15 protein-coding genes and 1 pseudogene are annotated in these 18,041 nt (G+C 44.5%); 9 read left to right on the top strand and 7 right to left on the bottom strand.

The window, feature by feature from the left end:
• Positions 1-27: 27 nt before the first annotated feature.
• Positions 28-1,329, bottom strand: a complete 1,302-nt coding sequence (gene tyrS / locus ACLI09_RS17490) for a tyrosine--tRNA ligase (protein WP_411420938.1) — start codon at positions 1,327-1,329, stop codon at positions 28-30.
• A gap of 97 nt (positions 1,330-1,426) precedes the next feature.
• Here tyrS and ACLI09_RS17485 point away from each other — a divergent pair, with 97 nt between their 5' ends.
• Complete coding sequence (locus ACLI09_RS17485; protein WP_411420937.1) at positions 1,427-2,425, top strand: NAD-dependent epimerase/dehydratase family protein; 999 nt, start codon at positions 1,427-1,429, stop codon at positions 2,423-2,425.
• A gap of 29 nt (positions 2,426-2,454) precedes the next feature.
• Here ACLI09_RS17485 and ACLI09_RS17480 read toward each other — a convergent pair whose 3' ends face one another.
• The 3 genes from ACLI09_RS17480 to ACLI09_RS17470 are packed head-to-tail and all read right to left on the bottom strand — an operon-like array spanning position 2,455 to position 4,996.
• The gene (locus tag ACLI09_RS17480; RefSeq protein WP_411420936.1) at positions 2,455-2,913 is read right to left on the bottom strand and encodes a DUF4296 domain-containing protein; all 459 of its coding nucleotides are present in this window, start codon (positions 2,911-2,913) and stop codon (positions 2,455-2,457) included.
• 17 nt (positions 2,914-2,930) lie between these two features.
• A complete protein-coding gene (locus tag ACLI09_RS17475; protein WP_411420939.1) occupies positions 2,931-4,271 on the bottom strand; it encodes a dihydroorotase in 1,341 nt (446 codons plus the stop codon).
• A gap of 5 nt (positions 4,272-4,276) precedes the next feature.
• Positions 4,277-4,996, bottom strand: coding sequence for a polyprenol monophosphomannose synthase (locus ACLI09_RS17470; protein ID WP_411420935.1), 720 nt, complete (start codon positions 4,994-4,996; stop codon positions 4,277-4,279).
• Between the two features lie 104 nt (positions 4,997-5,100).
• Here ACLI09_RS17470 and ACLI09_RS17465 point away from each other — a divergent pair, with 104 nt between their 5' ends.
• Entirely contained in the window at positions 5,101-5,772 is a 672-nt protein-coding gene (locus tag ACLI09_RS17465) for a DUF4271 domain-containing protein (protein ID WP_411420934.1), read from the top strand.
• Positions 5,773-5,790: 18 nt separating this feature from the next.
• Positions 5,791-6,540: a uroporphyrinogen-III synthase gene (locus tag ACLI09_RS17460; RefSeq protein ID WP_411420933.1), complete on the top strand. Its 750-nt coding sequence runs from the start codon at positions 5,791-5,793 to the stop codon at positions 6,538-6,540.
• Positions 6,541-6,813: 273 nt separating this feature from the next.
• Here the strand turns inward: ACLI09_RS17460 and ACLI09_RS17455 are convergent, their stop codons facing one another.
• Positions 6,814-7,200: a DUF423 domain-containing protein gene (locus ACLI09_RS17455; RefSeq protein ID WP_411420932.1), complete on the bottom strand. Its 387-nt coding sequence runs from the start codon at positions 7,198-7,200 to the stop codon at positions 6,814-6,816.
• A 114-nt stretch (positions 7,201-7,314) separates the two neighbouring features.
• On the opposite strand from ACLI09_RS17455, the gene ACLI09_RS17450 reads away from it, so the two are divergent.
• On the top strand, positions 7,315-8,685 hold the full coding sequence (locus ACLI09_RS17450) for a saccharopine dehydrogenase family protein (protein ID WP_411420931.1): 1,371 nt from the start codon (positions 7,315-7,317) through the stop codon (positions 8,683-8,685).
• 23 nt (positions 8,686-8,708) lie between these two features.
• Here ACLI09_RS17450 and ACLI09_RS17445 read toward each other — a convergent pair whose 3' ends face one another.
• Positions 8,709-10,274: a hypothetical protein gene (locus ACLI09_RS17445; protein WP_411420930.1), complete on the bottom strand. Its 1,566-nt coding sequence runs from the start codon at positions 10,272-10,274 to the stop codon at positions 8,709-8,711.
• Between the two features lie 240 nt (positions 10,275-10,514).
• The gene (locus ACLI09_RS17440; RefSeq protein WP_411420929.1) at positions 10,515-14,165 is read right to left on the bottom strand and encodes a leucine--tRNA ligase; all 3,651 of its coding nucleotides are present in this window, start codon (positions 14,163-14,165) and stop codon (positions 10,515-10,517) included.
• 238 nt (positions 14,166-14,403) lie between these two features.
• Here ACLI09_RS17440 and ACLI09_RS17435 point away from each other — a divergent pair, with 238 nt between their 5' ends.
• From ACLI09_RS17435 to ACLI09_RS17415, 5 genes and pseudogenes are all read left to right on the top strand, one after another.
• Complete coding sequence (locus ACLI09_RS17435) at positions 14,404-15,276, top strand: cell division protein FtsX (RefSeq protein ID WP_411420928.1); 873 nt, start codon at positions 14,404-14,406, stop codon at positions 15,274-15,276.
• A 238-nt stretch (positions 15,277-15,514) separates the two neighbouring features.
• A pseudogene (locus tag ACLI09_RS17430) lies at positions 15,515-15,745 on the top strand (DUF3098 domain-containing protein); the annotation flags it as partial.
• Between the two features lie 87 nt (positions 15,746-15,832).
• Complete coding sequence (locus ACLI09_RS17425; RefSeq protein ID WP_411420927.1) at positions 15,833-16,645, top strand: undecaprenyl-diphosphate phosphatase; 813 nt, start codon at positions 15,833-15,835, stop codon at positions 16,643-16,645.
• A gap of 7 nt (positions 16,646-16,652) precedes the next feature.
• The gene (truB, locus tag ACLI09_RS17420; protein WP_411420926.1) at positions 16,653-17,351 is read left to right on the top strand and encodes a tRNA pseudouridine(55) synthase TruB; all 699 of its coding nucleotides are present in this window, start codon (positions 16,653-16,655) and stop codon (positions 17,349-17,351) included.
• Positions 17,351-17,983 carry a YiiX/YebB-like N1pC/P60 family cysteine hydrolase gene (locus tag ACLI09_RS17415; protein ID WP_411420925.1) on the top strand — a complete coding sequence of 211 codons (633 nt, stop codon included), beginning with the start codon at positions 17,351-17,353 and terminating at the stop codon, positions 17,981-17,983. The genes truB and ACLI09_RS17415 overlap by 1 nt, the downstream gene beginning before the upstream one ends.
• The last annotated feature ends 58 nt before the right edge of the window (positions 17,984-18,041 follow it).

Raw genomic sequence — 18,041 nt, 5'->3', positions numbered from 1 at the left:
CTCCCAGCAAAAAGAGGCTGAAGCCTCTTATTTCACCGTTAAAACAAACGATTTATTTTTCCCGAACTGTACTAAAATGTACTTACCTAAAACAAGGTCCTTTTCGGTTAGTTTATAGTCGGCCGTAATTTTTTCTTTATTTACCGCAACCGCATTAGCTGCAAGCCCTTTCCTGGCCTCCCCGCGCGACGGGAATATTTTGGTAACATCCGACAGCAGTTCTACAATGTCCTGCCCTTCGTTAAGCAGGTCTTTACCTATTTCCGCGTGGAAGAATTCACCGAAAATATCAGTAAAAAAATCCTCGCTCACGGCATTCAGCTGCTCGTAGTTGTATTTAGAAAACACAAACTCGCTCCTGCGTATCGCCTCTTCAAGCTGCTCGGGCCCGTGTACAAAAGTGGTAACTTCTTCGGCTAGCTTTTTTTGCAGCTGCCTTAAGTGAGGCGCCTCGTTATGTGCTGCAGTAAGCGCTTTTATCTCTTCCTCCGGAAGGAAGGTAAATATCTTAATGTACTTTTCGGCATCGGCATCGCTGGTTTTTACCCAAAACTGGTAGAATTTATACGGCGATGTTTTATCGGCGGTAAGCCACACGTTACCGCCTTCGCTTTTGCCAAATTTAGAGCCGTCGGCCTTGGTAATGAGCGGACAGGTCATGGCATAGCCTTTTGCGCCTTCGCCCTCGCTCATACGGCGGATAAGTTCGGTACCCGTGGTGATGTTGCCCCATTGGTCAGACCCGCCCAGCTGCAGCAGGGCATTGTGCGTTTTGTACAGATGGTAAAAATCATACCCCTGTATGAGCTGGTAGGTAAATTCGGTAAACGACATACCGCTACCGGCCTCACCGGTAAGGCGTTTTTTAACCGAGTCCTTCGCCATCATATAGTTAACTGTAATGCGCTTGCCCACATCACGCACAAAGCCGATGAAAGAGAACTCCTTCATCCAGTCGTAGTTGTTTACCAGTATCGGTGCATTAGCTTCAGTCGATTCGAAGTCAAGGAATTTAGAGAGCAGCTTTTTAATGCCCTCTACATTTTTATTCAGTGTAACCTCGTCCAGCAAATTGCGCTCATCGCTCTTGCCACTTGGGTCGCCTATCATACCGGTAGCGCCGCCTACAAGGGCAATGGGCCTGTGGCCGTGGTTATACAGGTGCTTCAGGATAATTATGGGCACAAGGCTGCCTATGTGCAGGCTGTCTGATGTAGGATCAAAACCTATATAAGCAGTCGTCATTTCTTTAAGCAGTTGTTCCTCGGTTCCCGGCATAATGTCGTGCACAAGCCCCCTCCATTGCAATTCGGCTACAAAATTTTTCATCGCTATAAATTAATTCGGTTGCAAAAATACAAAAACGTGCCGAATAGCGGACAGGTATTATGGCTATAGGTAAACTGTTTTGCTTAACTTTGTTTTTATGATATTAGTTACCGGCGGAACAGGATTAGTAGGCGGCCATTTGCTGCTGCGGCTGGCAGGCACCACCCCTGTAAGGGCGCTTTACCGAAACAAGGCAAACATAGATAAAACCCGTAAGCTGTTTATACGCCACGGAAGGCAAACGGCATTTGAAAGCATCGAATGGGTGCATGGCGATATTATTGATATTCCCGCGCTTGAGGAAGCTTTTGCAGGCGTTACCTACGTGTACCACTGCGCCGCGAATGTATCATTTGACCCTGCAGATGAAATTATTTTACGAAAAACCAATATAGAAGGCACGGCAAACATGGTAAATTGCGCACTGGCTTTTGGCGTGGAGAAATTTTGCCATGTAAGTTCTATTGCCGCGCTGGGCGATCCGCTGGTAAGTGGCGGCGTTATTACCGAAGAAACCGACTGGAACCCCGAAGTGAACCACAGCGACTACCAGATCACAAAATATGGTGCCGAAATGGAGGTATGGCGCGCCTGGCAGGAAGGGCTTAACGTGGTTATTGTAAACCCGGGGCTTATTTTTGGCGGCGGCTATGGCGACCAGGGCAGCGGTGCGGTGTTAAAATCCGTAAAGAAGGGGCAAATGTTTTATACGACGGGTACTTGTGGCATTGTCGCTGTAGAAGATGTTGTTGAGATAATGGTCCGGCTGATGCAAAGCGATATAAATGGAGCGCGCTACACGGTGATTGCCGAAAATATTAACTATAAAGACTTACTTGATACTATATCCGTCGGCATGGGTAAAAAAGGCCCCTCCATAGAAGCGTCTAAACTGATGCTGGCTGTGGGCTGGCGTATCGACTGGCTGCTGAGCAAACTCCTACATCGCAAACGCCAGCTTACCCGCCACATGGCAAAATCCGCCTATAGTACTAACCCGTTTGACAACAGTAAAATTGTTAACGAACTGGATTATAAATTTAAGGATATGAGACCGTACCTTAAGGAACTGGCCGCGGAGTATTTGACGGAATAAAAAAGCAGGATAAAAATCCTGCCTGTATATTATTTGTTTACTGCTCCGGGGTTTCTCCTTCTAAGCAATTCTTGTTTTCGCTGCATCATGCGGTTTTTTTGTTCCTGGTCAAGCACGGCATTAGGAGCGGTATTTTTTTTGCTCTTCTTTTTAATAGGCTTATCCAGCTTTTCACGGTCGGCTTTAAGCCGGTTTACTACATTTCCCTGCATTTTTCCATACTTTTCAAGGTTTGCCGCATACCAGGTATGGTTTTGTGCCAGCGTGAGGCTGTCAATGGCATATTTTTTATAAATGTACGTGCGTGGGTCAACACCGTTTGAGTCAAGCAGAGCAGGCTTATATGATTTTATACCCTGTATAAGCGCTATGTCATACAGTATGTTCTCCATTTTATCTTCTTCGATAATTTTGTCAGGCTTGGGTACTAAGTTATTATTGCAGGCAACCGCAATAAGGGCAACTATTATAAAAACCAGTTTCTTCATACCGTAAAGATAAAAATTTATCGGTCAAACGTAAGCCTTTCTCCACAGCGAATGTCTTTAACCTTACCGGCATTATATACCAGCTGCCCGTTTACAAAGGTTTGCATTATCCTGCTCTTAAAGTTAACTCCCTCAAAAGGCGACCAGCCGCATTTAGCCAGGATATTTTCCTTTTTAACATTCCATGGCAGGCCCGGGTTTACAATAACAAGGTCGGCATAGTAGCCCTCGCGAATAAAGCCACGCTTTTCTATCTTGAAGATTTTCGCGGGGTTATGGCACATTTTCTCCACTATTTTTTCTACCGAAATTTTCTTTTGGTGGTGCGCTTCAAACATGGCTACCACACTGTGCTGTACCAGCGGCCCTCCCGATGGGGAACTTGTATAAGGGTTTTTCTTCTCCTCCAGCGTATGTGGCGCATGGTCAGTCGCGATTACGTCTATGCGATCGTCCAACAGGGCTTTCCATAGCGCATCCCTGTCCGCAGCAGATTTTACTGCCGGGTTCCATTTTATAAGCGCGCCTTTTGTATCATAATCAGCATCAGTGAACCACAGGTGGTGTATGCACACTTCGGCAGTTATCTTCTTATCTTCAAGCGGAATTTTATTGGTAAATAAATCCAACTCCTTAGCCGTAGACACATGGAACACGTGCAGCCTTGCCCCTGTTTTCTTCGCCAGCGCTACCGCCCTTGACGACGATATGTAACAGGCTTCGGTGCTGCGTATTTCGGGGTGGAATTTTACCGGGATGTCATCGCCGTATTCCTCTTTATACTTTCCAAGGTTCTCACGTATGGTAGCCTCATCTTCGCAGTGCGTAGCGATTAGCATTTTGGTACTGCTGAAAATCTTTTCCAGTACCGCTTCGTCATCCACCAGCATGTTGCCGGTAGACGAACCTAAGAACAACTTAATACCGGCAACCGTTTTAGGGTCGGTTTTAAGCACTTCTTCAAGGTTATCGTTCGTACCGCCCATCATGAACGAATAATTGGCATAAGATACCTCTGCCGCCCTCCTGTACTTGTCTTCCAGCAGTTCCTGCGTTACGGCATTAGGCACAGTATTGGGCTGGTCTATATATGATGTAACCCCTCCGGCCACGGCTGCGCGGCTTTCGGTTTCTATAGAGCCTTTGTGTGTAAGGCCGGGCTCACGAAAGTGTACCTGGTCATCAATAGCGCCGGGGATAAGGTAACTGCCTTCGGCATCTACTATTTTTACGTCGCTGGTTTTGGGGCTTATTTTTTCAGCAATTTCTTTAATGAATTTGTCTTCAATATAAACATCCCCCTCAAAAATTGTACCTTCATTTACAATTTTTGCATTCTTGATAAGTATCCTGTTCATTACTGTTATAGTCTGTTCAGCATTTTTTTCCATCGCAGGCGTATTACCCCGAAAATTGCCTCTTTAAAAATGGCAGAGCTCATTTTGCTCTCCCCTTTGGTGCGGTCTGTAAATATAATAGGCACCTCTACAATATTAAAACCGTTAGCGTAAGTACGGTATTTCATTTCTATCTGAAAGGCATAGCCTATAAATTTTATCCTGTCAAGGTTTATGCTTTCCAGCACCTTGCGTTTGTAGCATACAAAGCCGGCTGTGGCATCGCGTATTACCATACCGGTAACCAAGCGCACGTAGCTCGATGCGTAGTAACTCATAAGTACCCTGTTAAGCGGCCAGTTAACCACATTTACCCCGGTAACATAGCGCGAGCCTATAGCCATATCAGCACCTTTGTGGCAGGCATCATATAAATGTACTAAATCTGCCGGGTTGTGCGAGAAATCGGCATCCATTTCAAAAATGTACTCATATTTTCGGGCAATAGCCCATTTAAAGCCGTGTACATAAGCCGTGCCGAGCCCTGACTTCCCTTTGCGTACCTCGAGGTGCAGCGCGGGATATTCCTGTTGCAACTCCTTTACCCTTGCCGCTGTACCATCAGGCGAATTATCGTCTACCACCAATACGTCAAAAGCAGTATAAAGGCTAAAAACAGCCCTGATAACAGTTTCTATATTTTCAATTTCGTTATAGGTAGGAATAATAACAAGTCCGTCGCTCATCGGGCAGAGAAAAATTTGTGCAAAAGTAGTGTAAATCCTAACGCATAAAAAACAATTAAATTATAATTAACTATGGCTTTGCTAAAAAGTAGTAATTTTGCGCCATGGATAACCTTACGCTGCACGAACGCATAGTTGGCTCAAATGACTGGGCTACCATATTGTTTGTGTTTTGTTTTGCTGTTATTGCCATAAATCGCACCGTTTTCCAGGCTCGCTATGCCGAATTTATAAAACTGGCCTGGTCAGACAAGTATACAAAAATATATAAGGAGAGTGGCAACATACAAAGCTGGTTTACCATTTCGTTCTTTATTGTACAGGTTATTTCTTATGCGTTTTTATTGCAGTTTTTACTGCTCTATTTTACAAAGACGGGCGAAAAGTTTGAGGGTTTTATACCCTTTATCCAGCTTTTTACCATAATATTTACCTTTATTTTAGGAAAATACCTTGTAGAAAAGATTATTGCTACTTCTTTTAATATAGAGGAGTTTAACGAGCAGTTTAACCTGCATAAGGTAAATTACAGGGCTTATATAGGGCTGCTGCTGTTACCTGTAAATGTAGTATTGTTTTATAACCTGTCGCCCCAGGCTTGGGTATTATATATAATTTTAGGGCTTATAGGTGCCGCCGGGATACTTTCATACCTCATTTCGTTACGGATTTATCAAAAATTGATACTCAGCAAATTGTTTTATTTTATTTTGTATCTTTGCGCTCTTGAAATAGCACCCTATTTTTTTCTATATTATTGGTTTACCAACAGTTAGTCAACAACCTATATTACTATGAAAGTGAAAACAATTTTGGTTTCGCAGCCGGAGCCTAAAGTAGAAAATTCACCGTATTTTGAAATCCAGAATAAGCTGAAGGTAAAAGTAGACTTCAGGCCTTTTATCCACGTAGAGGGTGTAAGCGCCAAGGAGATAAGGGCCCAGAAAATTGACCTGAACAACTACACCGCTATAATACTTACAAGCAAAAATTCTATAGACCATTATTTTAGGGTAGCAGAAGAAATGCGCTACAAAGTGCCCGAAACGCTTAAGTATTTTTGCCAGAGTGAGGCCGTAGCTTTTTATCTGCAAAAGTATGTAGTGTACCGTAAGCGTAAAATTTATGTAGGCCAAAAGGATTTTGCCGAATTGTCTCCGCTAATCAAAAAATATAAAGACGAGAAATTTTTACTCCCTTCATCAGACCAACTGAATGAAGACGTGCCACAGGTGCTTAACAACCTGAAGGTAGACTGGACACCGGGCACTTTTTACAAAACAGTAATGAGCGACCTGAGCGACCTTAAAGATGTTTATTATGATGTACTCGCTTTCTTTAGCCCTACCGGTATAAAATCGTTGTTTAAAAACTTCCCTGATTTCCAGCAGAACAATACCCGTATAGCTGTTTTTGGCAGTACCACTCAAAAGGAAGCCTTAGACCACGGCCTAAGGGTAGACATTATGGCACCGGCTCCCGGAACACCCAGCATGACCATGGCTTTAGAAAAATATATTACCGAGGTTAATAAAACAAAGTAAACACACCTTTGTTGCACAACTTGTAAACCACCCAAGCGGTGGTTTTTTTGTTATATAAAAAAAATAGCTGCCCGTCCCCGGGCAGCCTTTCCAAAAACATCTATTCTAAAATCCATAATTATGCCGGCAGAACACCGTCTATAATTCCGTTATTTGAGAACACTTCAAAAGTAATAAAATTTTTCCTGAAGTTGTTATATATTCACTGCCTTTATCTATGGTAGCCGGGCATTTCTTGTATTTTGGGCTTAATAAGATAAACCTACAGCACACTCAGTCCCTTTTCTTCATAGTATTTAAAAACAATATGCCCCACCCTAATATAAGTAAGAATCCGCCAATTGGCGTTATCCACCCAAAAGGCCTGAAATCAAAGGGTAATTTGCTATTTAAAGCCAGTAAGTATATGGAACCGGAAAAGAACAGCGTGCCGATAATAGTTAGGATGAAAATAACTTTTTTAGCTTTTTCGGATATGAACGTGGTTGCGCCAATGAACAATAAAAAAAACGCATGGTAAATATGGTAGCGTACGCCTGTTTCAAAAACAGCAACCGATTCCGGTTCCACGATCTTTTTAAGGCCGTGTGCCCCAAAGGCTCCTAAAATAATTCCGGTTAATCCTAAAAAAGCGGCGGTAGCAAGTATTTTACGTTCCATGAGTATCAGGTTTATGCCTGTAAAATTAAGAAGGCTTAAAGTTTTAACAACATAAAACAGTATTATAAATATAACAATTTAGTACTTTCGTGTGAGAAAATCAAACTACTCCACATGCGAAATATACTTATAATCGGCGCGGGCCGGTCTGCCACGTACCTCATCGATTATCTCCTTGAAAAATCAACCACTGAAAACCTGCGGGTTACGATAGCCGACCTTTCCTTAGAACTCGCCGAACGTAAAACAAAGGGCCACAAAAATGCACGGGCGATAGCCATTGATATTTTTAACGAGGCACAACGTCACACAGAGATAGGCCAAGCAGATATTGTAATAAGCATGTTGCCCGCGCACCTGCATTTTGAGGTTGCTAAAGACTGCATAACCTTTAAAAAACACATGGTAACGGCATCTTACATTAGCCCGGCTATGGAAGCGCTGGATGAAAAGGTAAAAGAAGCCGGGCTGGTGTTTATGAACGAGTGCGGCCTTGACCCCGGCATTGACCACATGAGTGCCATGAAGGTTATTGATGATATTCGCGATAGGGGCGGCAAGGTGATATTGTTTGAATCATTTTGCGGTGGCCTCGTGGCACCGGAGAGCGACAACAACCTGTGGAACTATAAATTTACCTGGAATCCACGTAATGTGGTGCTTGCCGGGCAGGGCGGAGCGGCCAAGTTCATACAGGAAGGTACATATAAGTACATTCCGTATAATAAATTGTTCCGCCGGACGGAGTTTATGGAAGTAGAAGGCTATGGCCGCTTTGAAGGTTATGCTAACCGCGATTCGCTTAAATACCGCAGCGTATACGGGCTTGACGATGCGCTTACGCTGTATCGCGGCACATTGCGCCGCGTGGGCTACTCAAAATCGTGGAATATGTTTGTTACCCTTGGCATGACAGATGATACTTATATTATGGAAAACAGCGAGAATATGACCTACCGCCAGTTTACCAACTCGTTCCTGCCCTACCACCCTACCGATTCGGTAGAACTCAAGCTGCGCCATAGCCTTAAGATAGACCAGGATGACATTCAGTGGGACAAATTACAGGAGCTTGATATCTTTAACCCAAATAAGATTGTCGGGTTAAAAAACGCAACACCCGCCCGTATACTGGAAAAAATACTAAGCGATAAGTGGACGCTGGACCCTGACGATAAAGACATGATTGTGATGTACCACCAGTTTGGCTACGAGCTTAACGGCGAAAAGGCCCAGATAGACAGTACCATGGTATGCATTGGCGAAGACCAGACCTATACCGCCATGGCAAAAACCGTAGGCCTGCCTGTAGCAATGGCGGCACTACAGATATTAAACGGCAACATCACTACACCGGGGGTACAACTGCCCATAAAGCGTGAGGTGTATGGACCGATACTTAAAGAACTGGAAGGATATGGTATTGTATTTAAGGAAAAGCAACTTGAGTACACGGGTTATAATCCACAGAATGTAGTAAGCTGACTAATTGCGAAAGTTGATTTACATTAATCACCGCCTGCTATTTTAGGCAGCAGTGTTTGTTTTAGCCCTTGCTGCACAAACATCCAAATAAAGTTAAATACCGATTTATCTTTCTTACGGTCTATGGCTACATCTGTTTTCTTAAGCCGGTCGTTGCTGTCATTCTTTACCAGTAGGTTGCCCACGGCAGTTAGCAGCTTGTTTTTCTTCCTGGCATCCTTTTTTTTGTAAAGTTCTACTTTAAGATCATCATAATCTATAGCAAAAGTACCTTTTGCACGCTCCCGGTTGCCGTTAAAAGTAAACCGGATGTCTTTAAGGCTGCCGGTAGTCGTAACGTTCATTAAGGGTTTAGACACCGGGTTAATTTCTTCACTGCGTATGTTTTGCAGATGACCGTTAATTGTAAACGCATCGCTTGTGTCCAGCGTATTAAAACTCCAGTTAACACGCAGTGGCGCAGATTTCATAAACAGGCACTGCACATCTATAGTAGTATCAGGCAGCTTGCCTTTGCCAACAGGGCTGTAAACATTGTATACCGTGGCATAGAATTTAGAGAACGACACTTTTGCCGAGGGCTTACTAAAATTAAGCTGCTCCTCATATTCTATGATTGTGTTTTTAAATAACAGCTGTTCTACTTTAACGTCAACATCAAGGCTACGGAGCATTTCACTATACAATTTTTTGCGGGTAGGGTCATCGGCAGGCTCTTTACTGCGGTATATATTGGCATGCACTTTATCAAATACCACCCTCGGGGTATGTATATAGAGTGTATCGTTGTTAAAACCCCAGTCTGCGGCATTTACCGCTATGCTGCCCGCCTGTATGTTAAACTGGTCGACTTCTTTTCCCTGCATAGCAGTAAACTGTTTGCGGGTTTGCTTAGGTATTAATTTAAAATCGCCCGCTACTAGCGAAGTATCAGTGGCGGTAAGGTTATTTACGGTTATATTGTAATTTACTCCCGCATTATAGTAAAGGCTGTCGCAGTTAAACGCATAATCCCGGTAACGCACCGGTATGTTTTCTTTAGCAATCAGGGCATCGGTTTTAATGTTATTCAGTGTAAAGCCAATGTTTGCGGCCCGCAGCCTGGGGTTGTGCATAGAGTCGAGCATTTTAAATGACCCATCGGTAATTTCGAGGCTGCCCGTGCGGATAAACTGTGTAAACGGCTTTTGCACATCCTCGTTAACGTTATACTTCTTTTTTGTGTGGTATAAAATCACTTCCGGGCCTTCAATAGCAACCCTGCTCACCTCAATACGGTTATTTTTATACAGCTGCCAGATGCTTAATCCCCGTACTGACACTTTTTTAATATGTGCAAACATGCCATCCTGTGTGGTAGCGCTGTCCATGCTTTGCTTCGGGGCAAGGTAGGCTTCGCTCATGGTAAAACTGCCGCCCCAAAGGTTTACGTCAAGGTCTTTGTAATTAAGGGCATATGGAAAGTCTTTCTGTTCATTAAGGATAGTAGGGAGCTTCTTATTGATATAGGCTGTGAGCGCAAAATTTGCGATAAGGGCAAGCACAAAAAGTACCCCGAGGGCAGCAGCTATTTTTTTTAAAATGCGCATACAATGTAATTTACCTGAAATTTACTACTAAATATACAGGCATCCACATGCTTTATATTTTTATTAGTATTTTCAAATTCTGATACCTGTACCACCAAAGCCTGCCGAACACGGCGCAAAAGCCACCAAAAAACCAGAAATATAACGTGATTAAGCCATAAAAAAAATGCACAGAGGTCGATTCAAACCTCTGTGCATCTCTGTGAAACCTTAGTGTAACTCTATGAAATACCTTATTTCTTACCCCACTAAGTTTATAATCTTCCCGGGTACGATAACCACTTTTTTAGGCTGCTGCCCGTTAAGCTGCTGTATGGTGCGCTCGTCGGACATTACGGCGGCTTCTATCTGTTCGGTAGTTAAGTCCAAAGGAAGCTCGATCTTAAACCGCATCTTACCATTGAATGATACCGGGTACTCTTTGCTGCTTTCTACCAGATATTCAGGCTTGAACAGAGGGAACGGCACTTTGCTCACGCTGCCCTGGTGGCCCAGGCGGTGCCAAAGCTCCTCAGCAATGTGCGGTGCGTATGGCGCGATGATGATAGAAAGCGGCTCCAGTATCACGCGCTCGTGGCAGTTGATGGCTGTAAGCTCGTTAACCGCTATCATAAACGAACTCACCGAGGTATTGAACGAGAAATTCTCGATATCGTCCTGCACTTTTTTGATAGTGCGGTGCAGTATTTTATAGGCTTCGGGGCTTGCAGGGTTAGCCGTAACAATAAGTCCGTTATCGTCAAAATACAGTTTCCAAAGTTTTTTCAGGAACCCTGAAACACCGGTAATACCGGCAGTATTCCACGGTTTGGCCTGCTCCAGCGGGCCAAGGAACATTTCGTACAGGCGAAGGGTGTCGGCGCCGTATTGCTCGCAAATCAAATCGGGCGTTACTACATTGTATTTTGATTTTGACATTTTTTCGACTTCGCGGCCAACGATGTATTTGCCGTTTTCATTTAAAATGAACTGGGCATCCGTATAATCGAATCTCCAATTTTTAAAGGCTTCGACATCTAATTCATCTGATGAATTAACGAAAGAAACATCGGTATGGATATCCGAAATACTTAATAAATGAGGATGACAAGACAGACCATTATTTAATTCTCCATATTTTTCCTGTAAGAATTTAATTTCTTCCTCATTTAAACCTTCTTTTTCAATTATAACAGCTCTCTCCTTAGAGACATAAATCGGATAAGCCCTATCATTAAATATGTCTATATCTATCAAATAGTCAATATTCAGCCTATAAACAAAAGCACTCATCCCCAATATCATCCCCTGGTTGATCAGCTTCTTAAACGGCTCCTCTTTATGGATAAAGCCGCGGTCTTTAAGGAACTTGTTCCAGAAACGGCTGTACAGCAAGTGGCCTGTGGCGTGCTCGCTGCCGCCTATGTATAAGTCAACATCCTGCCAGTAGGCCTGTGCTTTTTCCGATACAAATTCATCGTCGTTAAACGGGTCCATATAGCGCAGCCAGTACCACGAGCTTCCCGCCCAGCCCGGCATGGTGTTTAGTTCTAATGGAAAGACCCCAGCAGCCTCCCCCGACCCCTCCAAAGGAGGGGAGACGGTGCGGTGGGTATTGGTATCCCAATACCATTCTTTTGCGTTGCCTAAAGGTGGCTGGCCGTCTTCGGTAGGTAAATATTTCTCTACATCCGGCAGGCGAATGGGCAAATGTGCCTTATCAATCATCTGCGGCATGCCGTTTACATAGTATACCGGGAAGGGTTCGCCCCAGTACCTCTGGCGGCTGAACACGGCATCGCGCAGGCGGTAATTGGTCTTGCCTTTGCCCTGCCCTATGCCTTCCAGCGATTCGATTACTTTTTTGGTCGCTGTTTTATAATCATCCCCATCAAGAAAATCAGAATTTATTAATTTAAATCCGCCCTTTTCAGTAAACGCACCGTCTTCAAGCGAGTGCGGTGCTGTCTCCCCCTTCGGGGGTTGGGGGGCTTCGAATATGTTTTTTATGGCAATGCCAAAATGTTTGGCGAAATCATAGTCGCGCTGGTCGCCCGCAGGCACTGCCATTACCGCGCCCGTGCCGTAACCGGCCAGTACGTAGTCGCCTATCCACACCGGGATTGGTTCCTTGGTAAACGGATGCTCGGCATAGCCGCCGGTAAACACGCCTGATATGGTCTTAACATCGGCCATGCGTTCGCGCTCGCTGCGTTTTGCAGTAGCTTCAACATAGGCATCAACCGCGGCTTTTTGCTCCGGCGTGGTTATCTTTTTAACCAAATCATGCTCAGGCGCCAGCGTCATGAACGTTACCCCAAAAATAGTATCAGGGCGGGTGGTAAATACTTCTATGTATTCGTCGGTTTCAGGGTGGTTACTGAAGTTATCGGTAAGGTCGTGGATGAAGTTGGTGAGGCCGAGGCCTTCTAGTATCCTCCCCCCGGCTCCCTCCGAAGGAGGAGGAGTAGCTTCACTCGGGTCTTGAGATGTCGTCTCACTGTCATTTGGCCTCACCCCCGGCCCCTCTCCGAAGGAGAGGGGGGCAGCTTCACTCAGGTACTGCTCATCGGTATAGGACTTTCTGTTTGCAAGTGCTACTCTGATATTGCTTAAAACACTTTCTATATTATTGATTACTTCTTCATTATTAAACCTCAACACCTTAAAGAAATATTTTTGTTCTAAAAGTAATGTGCGCTCCTCGTCAAGTTCTGTTTGCTCACTAGTATTGTGGTAACCACCATCAACTTCAATAATCAATCTTTTTTCAAGCGAAACAAAATCTGCAATAAATGTTCCTATTGCATGCTGCCTTCTAAATTTATACCCTAAATTTTTATTACGTAATTCGTCCCATAGTAAAGACTCAGCTTTTGTAGCCTCTTTACGATTAGATTTGCCATGCGCTACTAGTTTCCCTACTAATGTTTTATCAGCCGTTTGGTATCCCGGGGCCTGAGTGAAGCTCGCCCCCCTCTCCTTCGGAGAGGGGCCGGGGGTGAGGCCTTCATTGGGGGTGAGGTCCGATGCAATCACCCTAAACCTCACACTCGCCCCCACCGATTTCCCTATCCAGTTCCGCTGGCTTTCTTTAAGCGATTCGGTCCAGTCGATATCGTTAAGGCCCTGTAGCAAACGCTCGGCGTAGGCCGAGATGCGCATGCTCCACTGGGTCATCTTTTTACGGATAACCGGGTGGCCGCCGCGCTCGCTTACTCCGTTTACAATTTCGTCATTAGCCAGCACGGTACCTAAAGCCGGGCACCAGTTTACCTCGGTTTCAGCAAGGTAGGTAAGGCGGTATTTTAGGAGAATGCGTTCCTGTTCGGTTTTTGTATAGCCGTTCCAGTCGGATGCACTAAACGCCGCGATGTTATCATCGCTCACCGCGTTGATGCCTGCGTTACCATTAGCTTCAAACTTCGCGGTAAGGGTACTAATGTCTTCAGCCTTGTCGGTATCTTTATTGTACCATGAGTTGAACAACTGGATAAAAATCCACTGTGTCCACTTATAATATTCGGGGTTGCTGGTGCGTACCTCCCTGTCCCAGTCAAACGAAAAACCTATTTTATCCAGCTGTTCGCGGTAGCGGTTAATGTTCGTTTCGGTAGTAATGGCAGGATGCTGCCCGGTTTGTATGGCATACTGCTCTGCCGGAAGGCCAAAGCTGTCGTACCCCTGCGGATGAAGCACATTAAAGCCCTGGTGGCGTTTGTAGCGCGCGTAGATGTCGCTGGCTATGTAGCCCAGCGGGTGGCCCACATGCAGCCCCGCCCCGCTTGGATAGGGGAACATATCGAGTACATAATATTTTGGTTTATCGGATGTATCTTCAGCACGGAAAGTACCGTCTTCTGCCCAGAATTTTTGCCAATGGTCTTCGATTCGCTTGTGGTCGTATTTCATCTTTTTCAGGTTCTTAGGTTCTTAGTTGCTTAGGTACTGAGAACCTAAGCGCCTTTTTTGGAGCACAAATTTAGCGTTATTTTACGAATAAGCATTTCTAACCTGTCAGGAAACTTAACATGCCGTGCACTGTAGGAGCAGATTGCTAAAAAAAACCTAAGCTTCTCAGAAACTCAGCGCCTAAGCCCCTTATTAAAAAATACTTTCTTATTTTTACCGCTAAATTCTAAAACATCGTATGGCATCATCTTTTGAGAAATTCCAGAAACGCAGGGTAATAACGTCTTACTTCTCTGTGGTACTGTGTATTTTTATTGTGCTCACCTTACTGGGCGCACTGGGATTGTTTGTTATAAATACCGATAAACTGAGCGGCTACGTTAAAGAGAACATACCCATGACGGTATACTTTAAACGTGAGGCTAATGACAGCGTTACCAAGGCTTTTGGCGTTCGCCTGGAGAATAGCGGCTATGTAAAAGACTATAAATTTGTAAGCAAGGAAGACGCGGTTAAGAACAACCCTGACCTTATGGGTGATGCCGAAGAACTGCTGGATGAAAATCCATTATTAGATTCGTATGACATTCACCTGAAGGGCGGTTTTGTGCAAAAAGACAGTCTTAAGGAAATAGAAATAGACCTGCGTAATGACCCCGCCGTAGGCGATATTAGCTACGATAGCGTATTAGTAGACATGGCCAACGAGAACATTGAGAAAATAACCTGGTGGGTACTTATAATAAGCGGTATTCTTGCCGTAGTAGCTATGCTCCTTATAAACAGCGCGCTAAGGCTTTCAATCTATTCGCACCGCTTTACCATAAAAACCATGCAGATGGTGGGCGCTACAAAATCTTTTATCCGCAAGCCGTATATATGGAAGGGCATAACGCTGGGGCTCATCGGTGCTACACTAAGCATAGTGGCGCTGCTGTTTATGGTATACTGGCTCGACGGTATATTGCCCGTGCTTAACATCTGGGAAGACTGGATGCCTACCGCGATAGTGTTAGCCGGCGTATTGGCATCAGGCATCATTATATCTATGATCAGCACCTTTTTTGCCACACAGCGCTTTTTAAATTTAAGGACAGACGATCTTTATTAGTATTTCAGATTGTTAGTACTTTAGAATTTAGAGAGCACGGAAAGATAATAGACGTAAAATAATAGAATTGGATGGTTCAATTTTTGGATTATTCGATTGTCCGACAGGACAAATAGATAATAGACGTAAGATTATAGAATTATATAGACAACATATTCCGTTTCGAGTGAAGCTCCACCCCTCTCCTTCGGAGAGGGGCAGGGGGTGAGGCCAAACCTGAAACTTTAAACAAAATAAAATGGAAAACAACCCTTTAAAAACCGAGTTCCTTTTTGAAAAGGTAAACTATAAAATATTACTTATCGGCCTGGCGGTTATAGCCCTTGGCTTTATACTGATGAGCGGCGGCGGTAGCGACGACCCTAATGTGTTTAGCGAAGATATTTTCAGCTGGAGGAGAATACGCCTTGCACCCACTGTGGTTATCATTGGTTTTGGCGTTACCATATATGCTATTATGAAAAATCCGCATCCGGGTACTACAGTGGTTAAATCAGACGAAACCTTTCCGGAAGATAAGGCCATCAAGAATTTTAAAAACACCAAATAAACATACATGGATTTTATTCAGGCTATTGTTCTTGCCATTATTGAGGGGTTAACCGAGTACCTGCCCATTTCGAGTACCGCACACATGATATTTGCAAGCTCTTATTACGGTATACAGGAAGACCCGTTTGTAAAACTTTTCCAGACCGCCATACAGTTTGGTGCCATCCTTGCCGTAGTGGCCCTGTACTGGAAAAAGTTCTTCGACTTTAGCCGCCTCAGCTTTTATGTAAAGCTGGCCTGTGCCGTGGTTCCCGCGCTGTTGCTGGGCAAGCTGTTTGATGATATGATTGATGAGGTATTGGGCGACCCCATCCCCATAGCTATTATGCTGATAGTGGGCGGTGTGATACTACTCTTTATTGAAAATTTGTTTAAAAATCCTGAAGTATTTAAAGAGGAAGATATTAGCATTAAAAAAGCAGTATACATAGGCTTTTGGCAATGCCTTGCCATGATGCCCGGCACCAGCCGCAGTGCAGCCTCCATTATCGGAGGTATGCAGCAAAAGCTAACCCGTGAGGCCGCTGCTGAATTTTCGTTTTTTCTTGCCGTACCTACCATGCTTGCCGTAACGGTATATTCTATTGTGCTTAAAAAATATGAGGTTAACGGCCTTGAAGTAAAAGGCTACGAAATGCTTACCGAAGGCGATAACATGAAAATGTTCCTTATGGGTAATGTAATTGCGTTTGTGGTGGCTATTGTTGCCATAAAGGGCTTTATAGGCGTTATTAAAAAATACGGCTTTAAGCCCTGGGGGTGGTACCGTATTATAGCCGGTGCCGCACTTCTTGTTTACTTTACTACATATAAATAGTTTTCATTTGCATACCCCCGACGAATTTACCGAAGGTAAAATCCTTCTTATAGACAAGCCCTATACCTGGAGCTCGTTTCAGGCAGTTAATAAACTGAAATGGGCGCTTAAAAAGCACCTGGGCCTCAAAAAAATAAAAATAGGCCATGCCGGTACGCTCGATCCGCTGGCTACCGGGCTGCTCATCATTTGTACCGGTAAGTTTACCAAGCGCATAGAAGAGTTGCAGGGTATGCCAAAAGAGTACACCGGCACTTTTATGCTGGGAGCTACTACCCCATCATACGACCTGGAGACCGAGGTGAACCAAACCTTCCCTGTCGACCATGTTACCGAGGAACTCATCAACGAAACGCTGCCCCAATTTATAGGCGAAATTGACCAGAAACCACCGGTGTTTTCTGCGATAAAAAAAGACGGCAAACGCCTGTATGAACACGCCCGTAAAGGTGAGAAGGTTGAAATTGCTTCCCGTAAAACCACCATATACGAGTTTGAGCTGACCCGCATTGCCCTGCCGGAAATAGATTTCCGTGTGGTGTGCAGCAAGGGTACTTATATACGTTCGCTGGCGTATGATTTTGGCGTGGCATTAAACAGCGGCGCGCACCTTACCGCATTGCGACGTACAAAAATTGGTGCGTTTGATGTTACCGATGCCATATGTCCTGATGCGTTTGAAGCGAGTATTACACCTGCCCAATAATGAAATTCCTTTTATACATATTGCTATTGTTACCGGCATTTTTGTCGGCGCAGACAGTTGAAATCAAAGACCTAAAAGACGGCGACCTCATTTTCCAGGATATGGATTGCGGCCCACTATGCGATGCTATAGAGGCCGTTACAGAAGGCTACAAAGGCGCCGACTTTAGCCACATGGGCTTGGTATTCCACCGGAATGACACCTTATATATTTTAGAAGCCGCAGGAAGTGCAGTGCGGCTAAATACGCTGGAGAAATTCTCCAAGAATACTTCGAAGCCCATGCTTGTTGGCCGACTCAAGAACAAGTACCGCAAGCTTATTCCGGATGCGATTGTTTTTTCGATCAAACAGCTTGGCGTACCTTATGATGATGAATATGTGTACAATAACGGCGCATACTACTGCTCTGAACTGATATATGATGCGTTTATGTTTGCCAATGGCGGCAAGCCGTTCTTTACGCTCTACCCCATGACGTACAAGCAGCCCGGCACTAACGAATTTTTCCCGGCGTGGGTTGATTACTACAACGACATCAACGAACCCATACCCGAAGGCCAGCCCGGCTGTAACCCCGGCGGTATTTCTACCAGCGATAAGATTGATATTTTAGGCAGTTTACAGTTTTAAGGAACACGGATAAAGCGGATGCTTCGCAAACGCGGATTAGCGTGGATTTCTTAACGTT

Origin of the sequence: Flavobacterium sp. RHBU_24 (assembly GCF_046613695.1) — a bacterium.
GTDB lineage: Bacteria > Bacteroidota > Bacteroidia > Flavobacteriales > Flavobacteriaceae > Flavobacterium.
Note: the sequence above shows the minus strand (reverse complement) of the source record. Positions and strands in the feature narration are given on the sequence as shown.

Excerpts from the sequence above, each read along its gene's own strand:
- ACLI09_RS17480 (WP_411420936.1), bottom strand. The coding sequence starts at position 2,913 with ATGAAGAAACTGGTTTTTATAATAGTTGCCCTTATTGCGGTTGCCTGC.
- ACLI09_RS17460 (WP_411420933.1), top strand. The coding sequence starts at position 5,791 with ATGAAAGTGAAAACAATTTTGGTTTCGCAGCCGGAGCCTAAAGTAGAA.
- ACLI09_RS17435 (WP_411420928.1), top strand. The coding sequence starts at position 14,404 with ATGGCATCATCTTTTGAGAAATTCCAGAAACGCAGGGTAATAACGTCT.
- ACLI09_RS17470 (WP_411420935.1), bottom strand. The coding sequence starts at position 4,996 with ATGAGCGACGGACTTGTTATTATTCCTACCTATAACGAAATTGAAAAT.
- tyrS (WP_411420938.1), bottom strand. The coding sequence starts at position 1,329 with ATGAAAAATTTTGTAGCCGAATTGCAATGGAGGGGGCTTGTGCACGAC.
- ACLI09_RS17455 (WP_411420932.1), bottom strand. The coding sequence starts at position 7,200 with ATGGAACGTAAAATACTTGCTACCGCCGCTTTTTTAGGATTAACCGGA.
- ACLI09_RS17465 (WP_411420934.1), top strand. The coding sequence starts at position 5,101 with ATGGATAACCTTACGCTGCACGAACGCATAGTTGGCTCAAATGACTGG.
- ACLI09_RS17415 (WP_411420925.1), top strand. The coding sequence starts at position 17,351 with ATGAAATTCCTTTTATACATATTGCTATTGTTACCGGCATTTTTGTCG.
- ACLI09_RS17450 (WP_411420931.1), top strand. The coding sequence starts at position 7,315 with ATGCGAAATATACTTATAATCGGCGCGGGCCGGTCTGCCACGTACCTC.
- ACLI09_RS17485 (WP_411420937.1), top strand. The coding sequence starts at position 1,427 with ATGATATTAGTTACCGGCGGAACAGGATTAGTAGGCGGCCATTTGCTG.
- ACLI09_RS17475 (WP_411420939.1), bottom strand. The coding sequence starts at position 4,271 with ATGAACAGGATACTTATCAAGAATGCAAAAATTGTAAATGAAGGTACA.
- ACLI09_RS17425 (WP_411420927.1), top strand. The coding sequence starts at position 15,833 with ATGGATTTTATTCAGGCTATTGTTCTTGCCATTATTGAGGGGTTAACC.
- ACLI09_RS17445 (WP_411420930.1), bottom strand. The coding sequence starts at position 10,274 with ATGCGCATTTTAAAAAAAATAGCTGCTGCCCTCGGGGTACTTTTTGTG.
- ACLI09_RS17440 (WP_411420929.1), bottom strand. The coding sequence starts at position 14,165 with ATGAAATACGACCACAAGCGAATCGAAGACCATTGGCAAAAATTCTGG.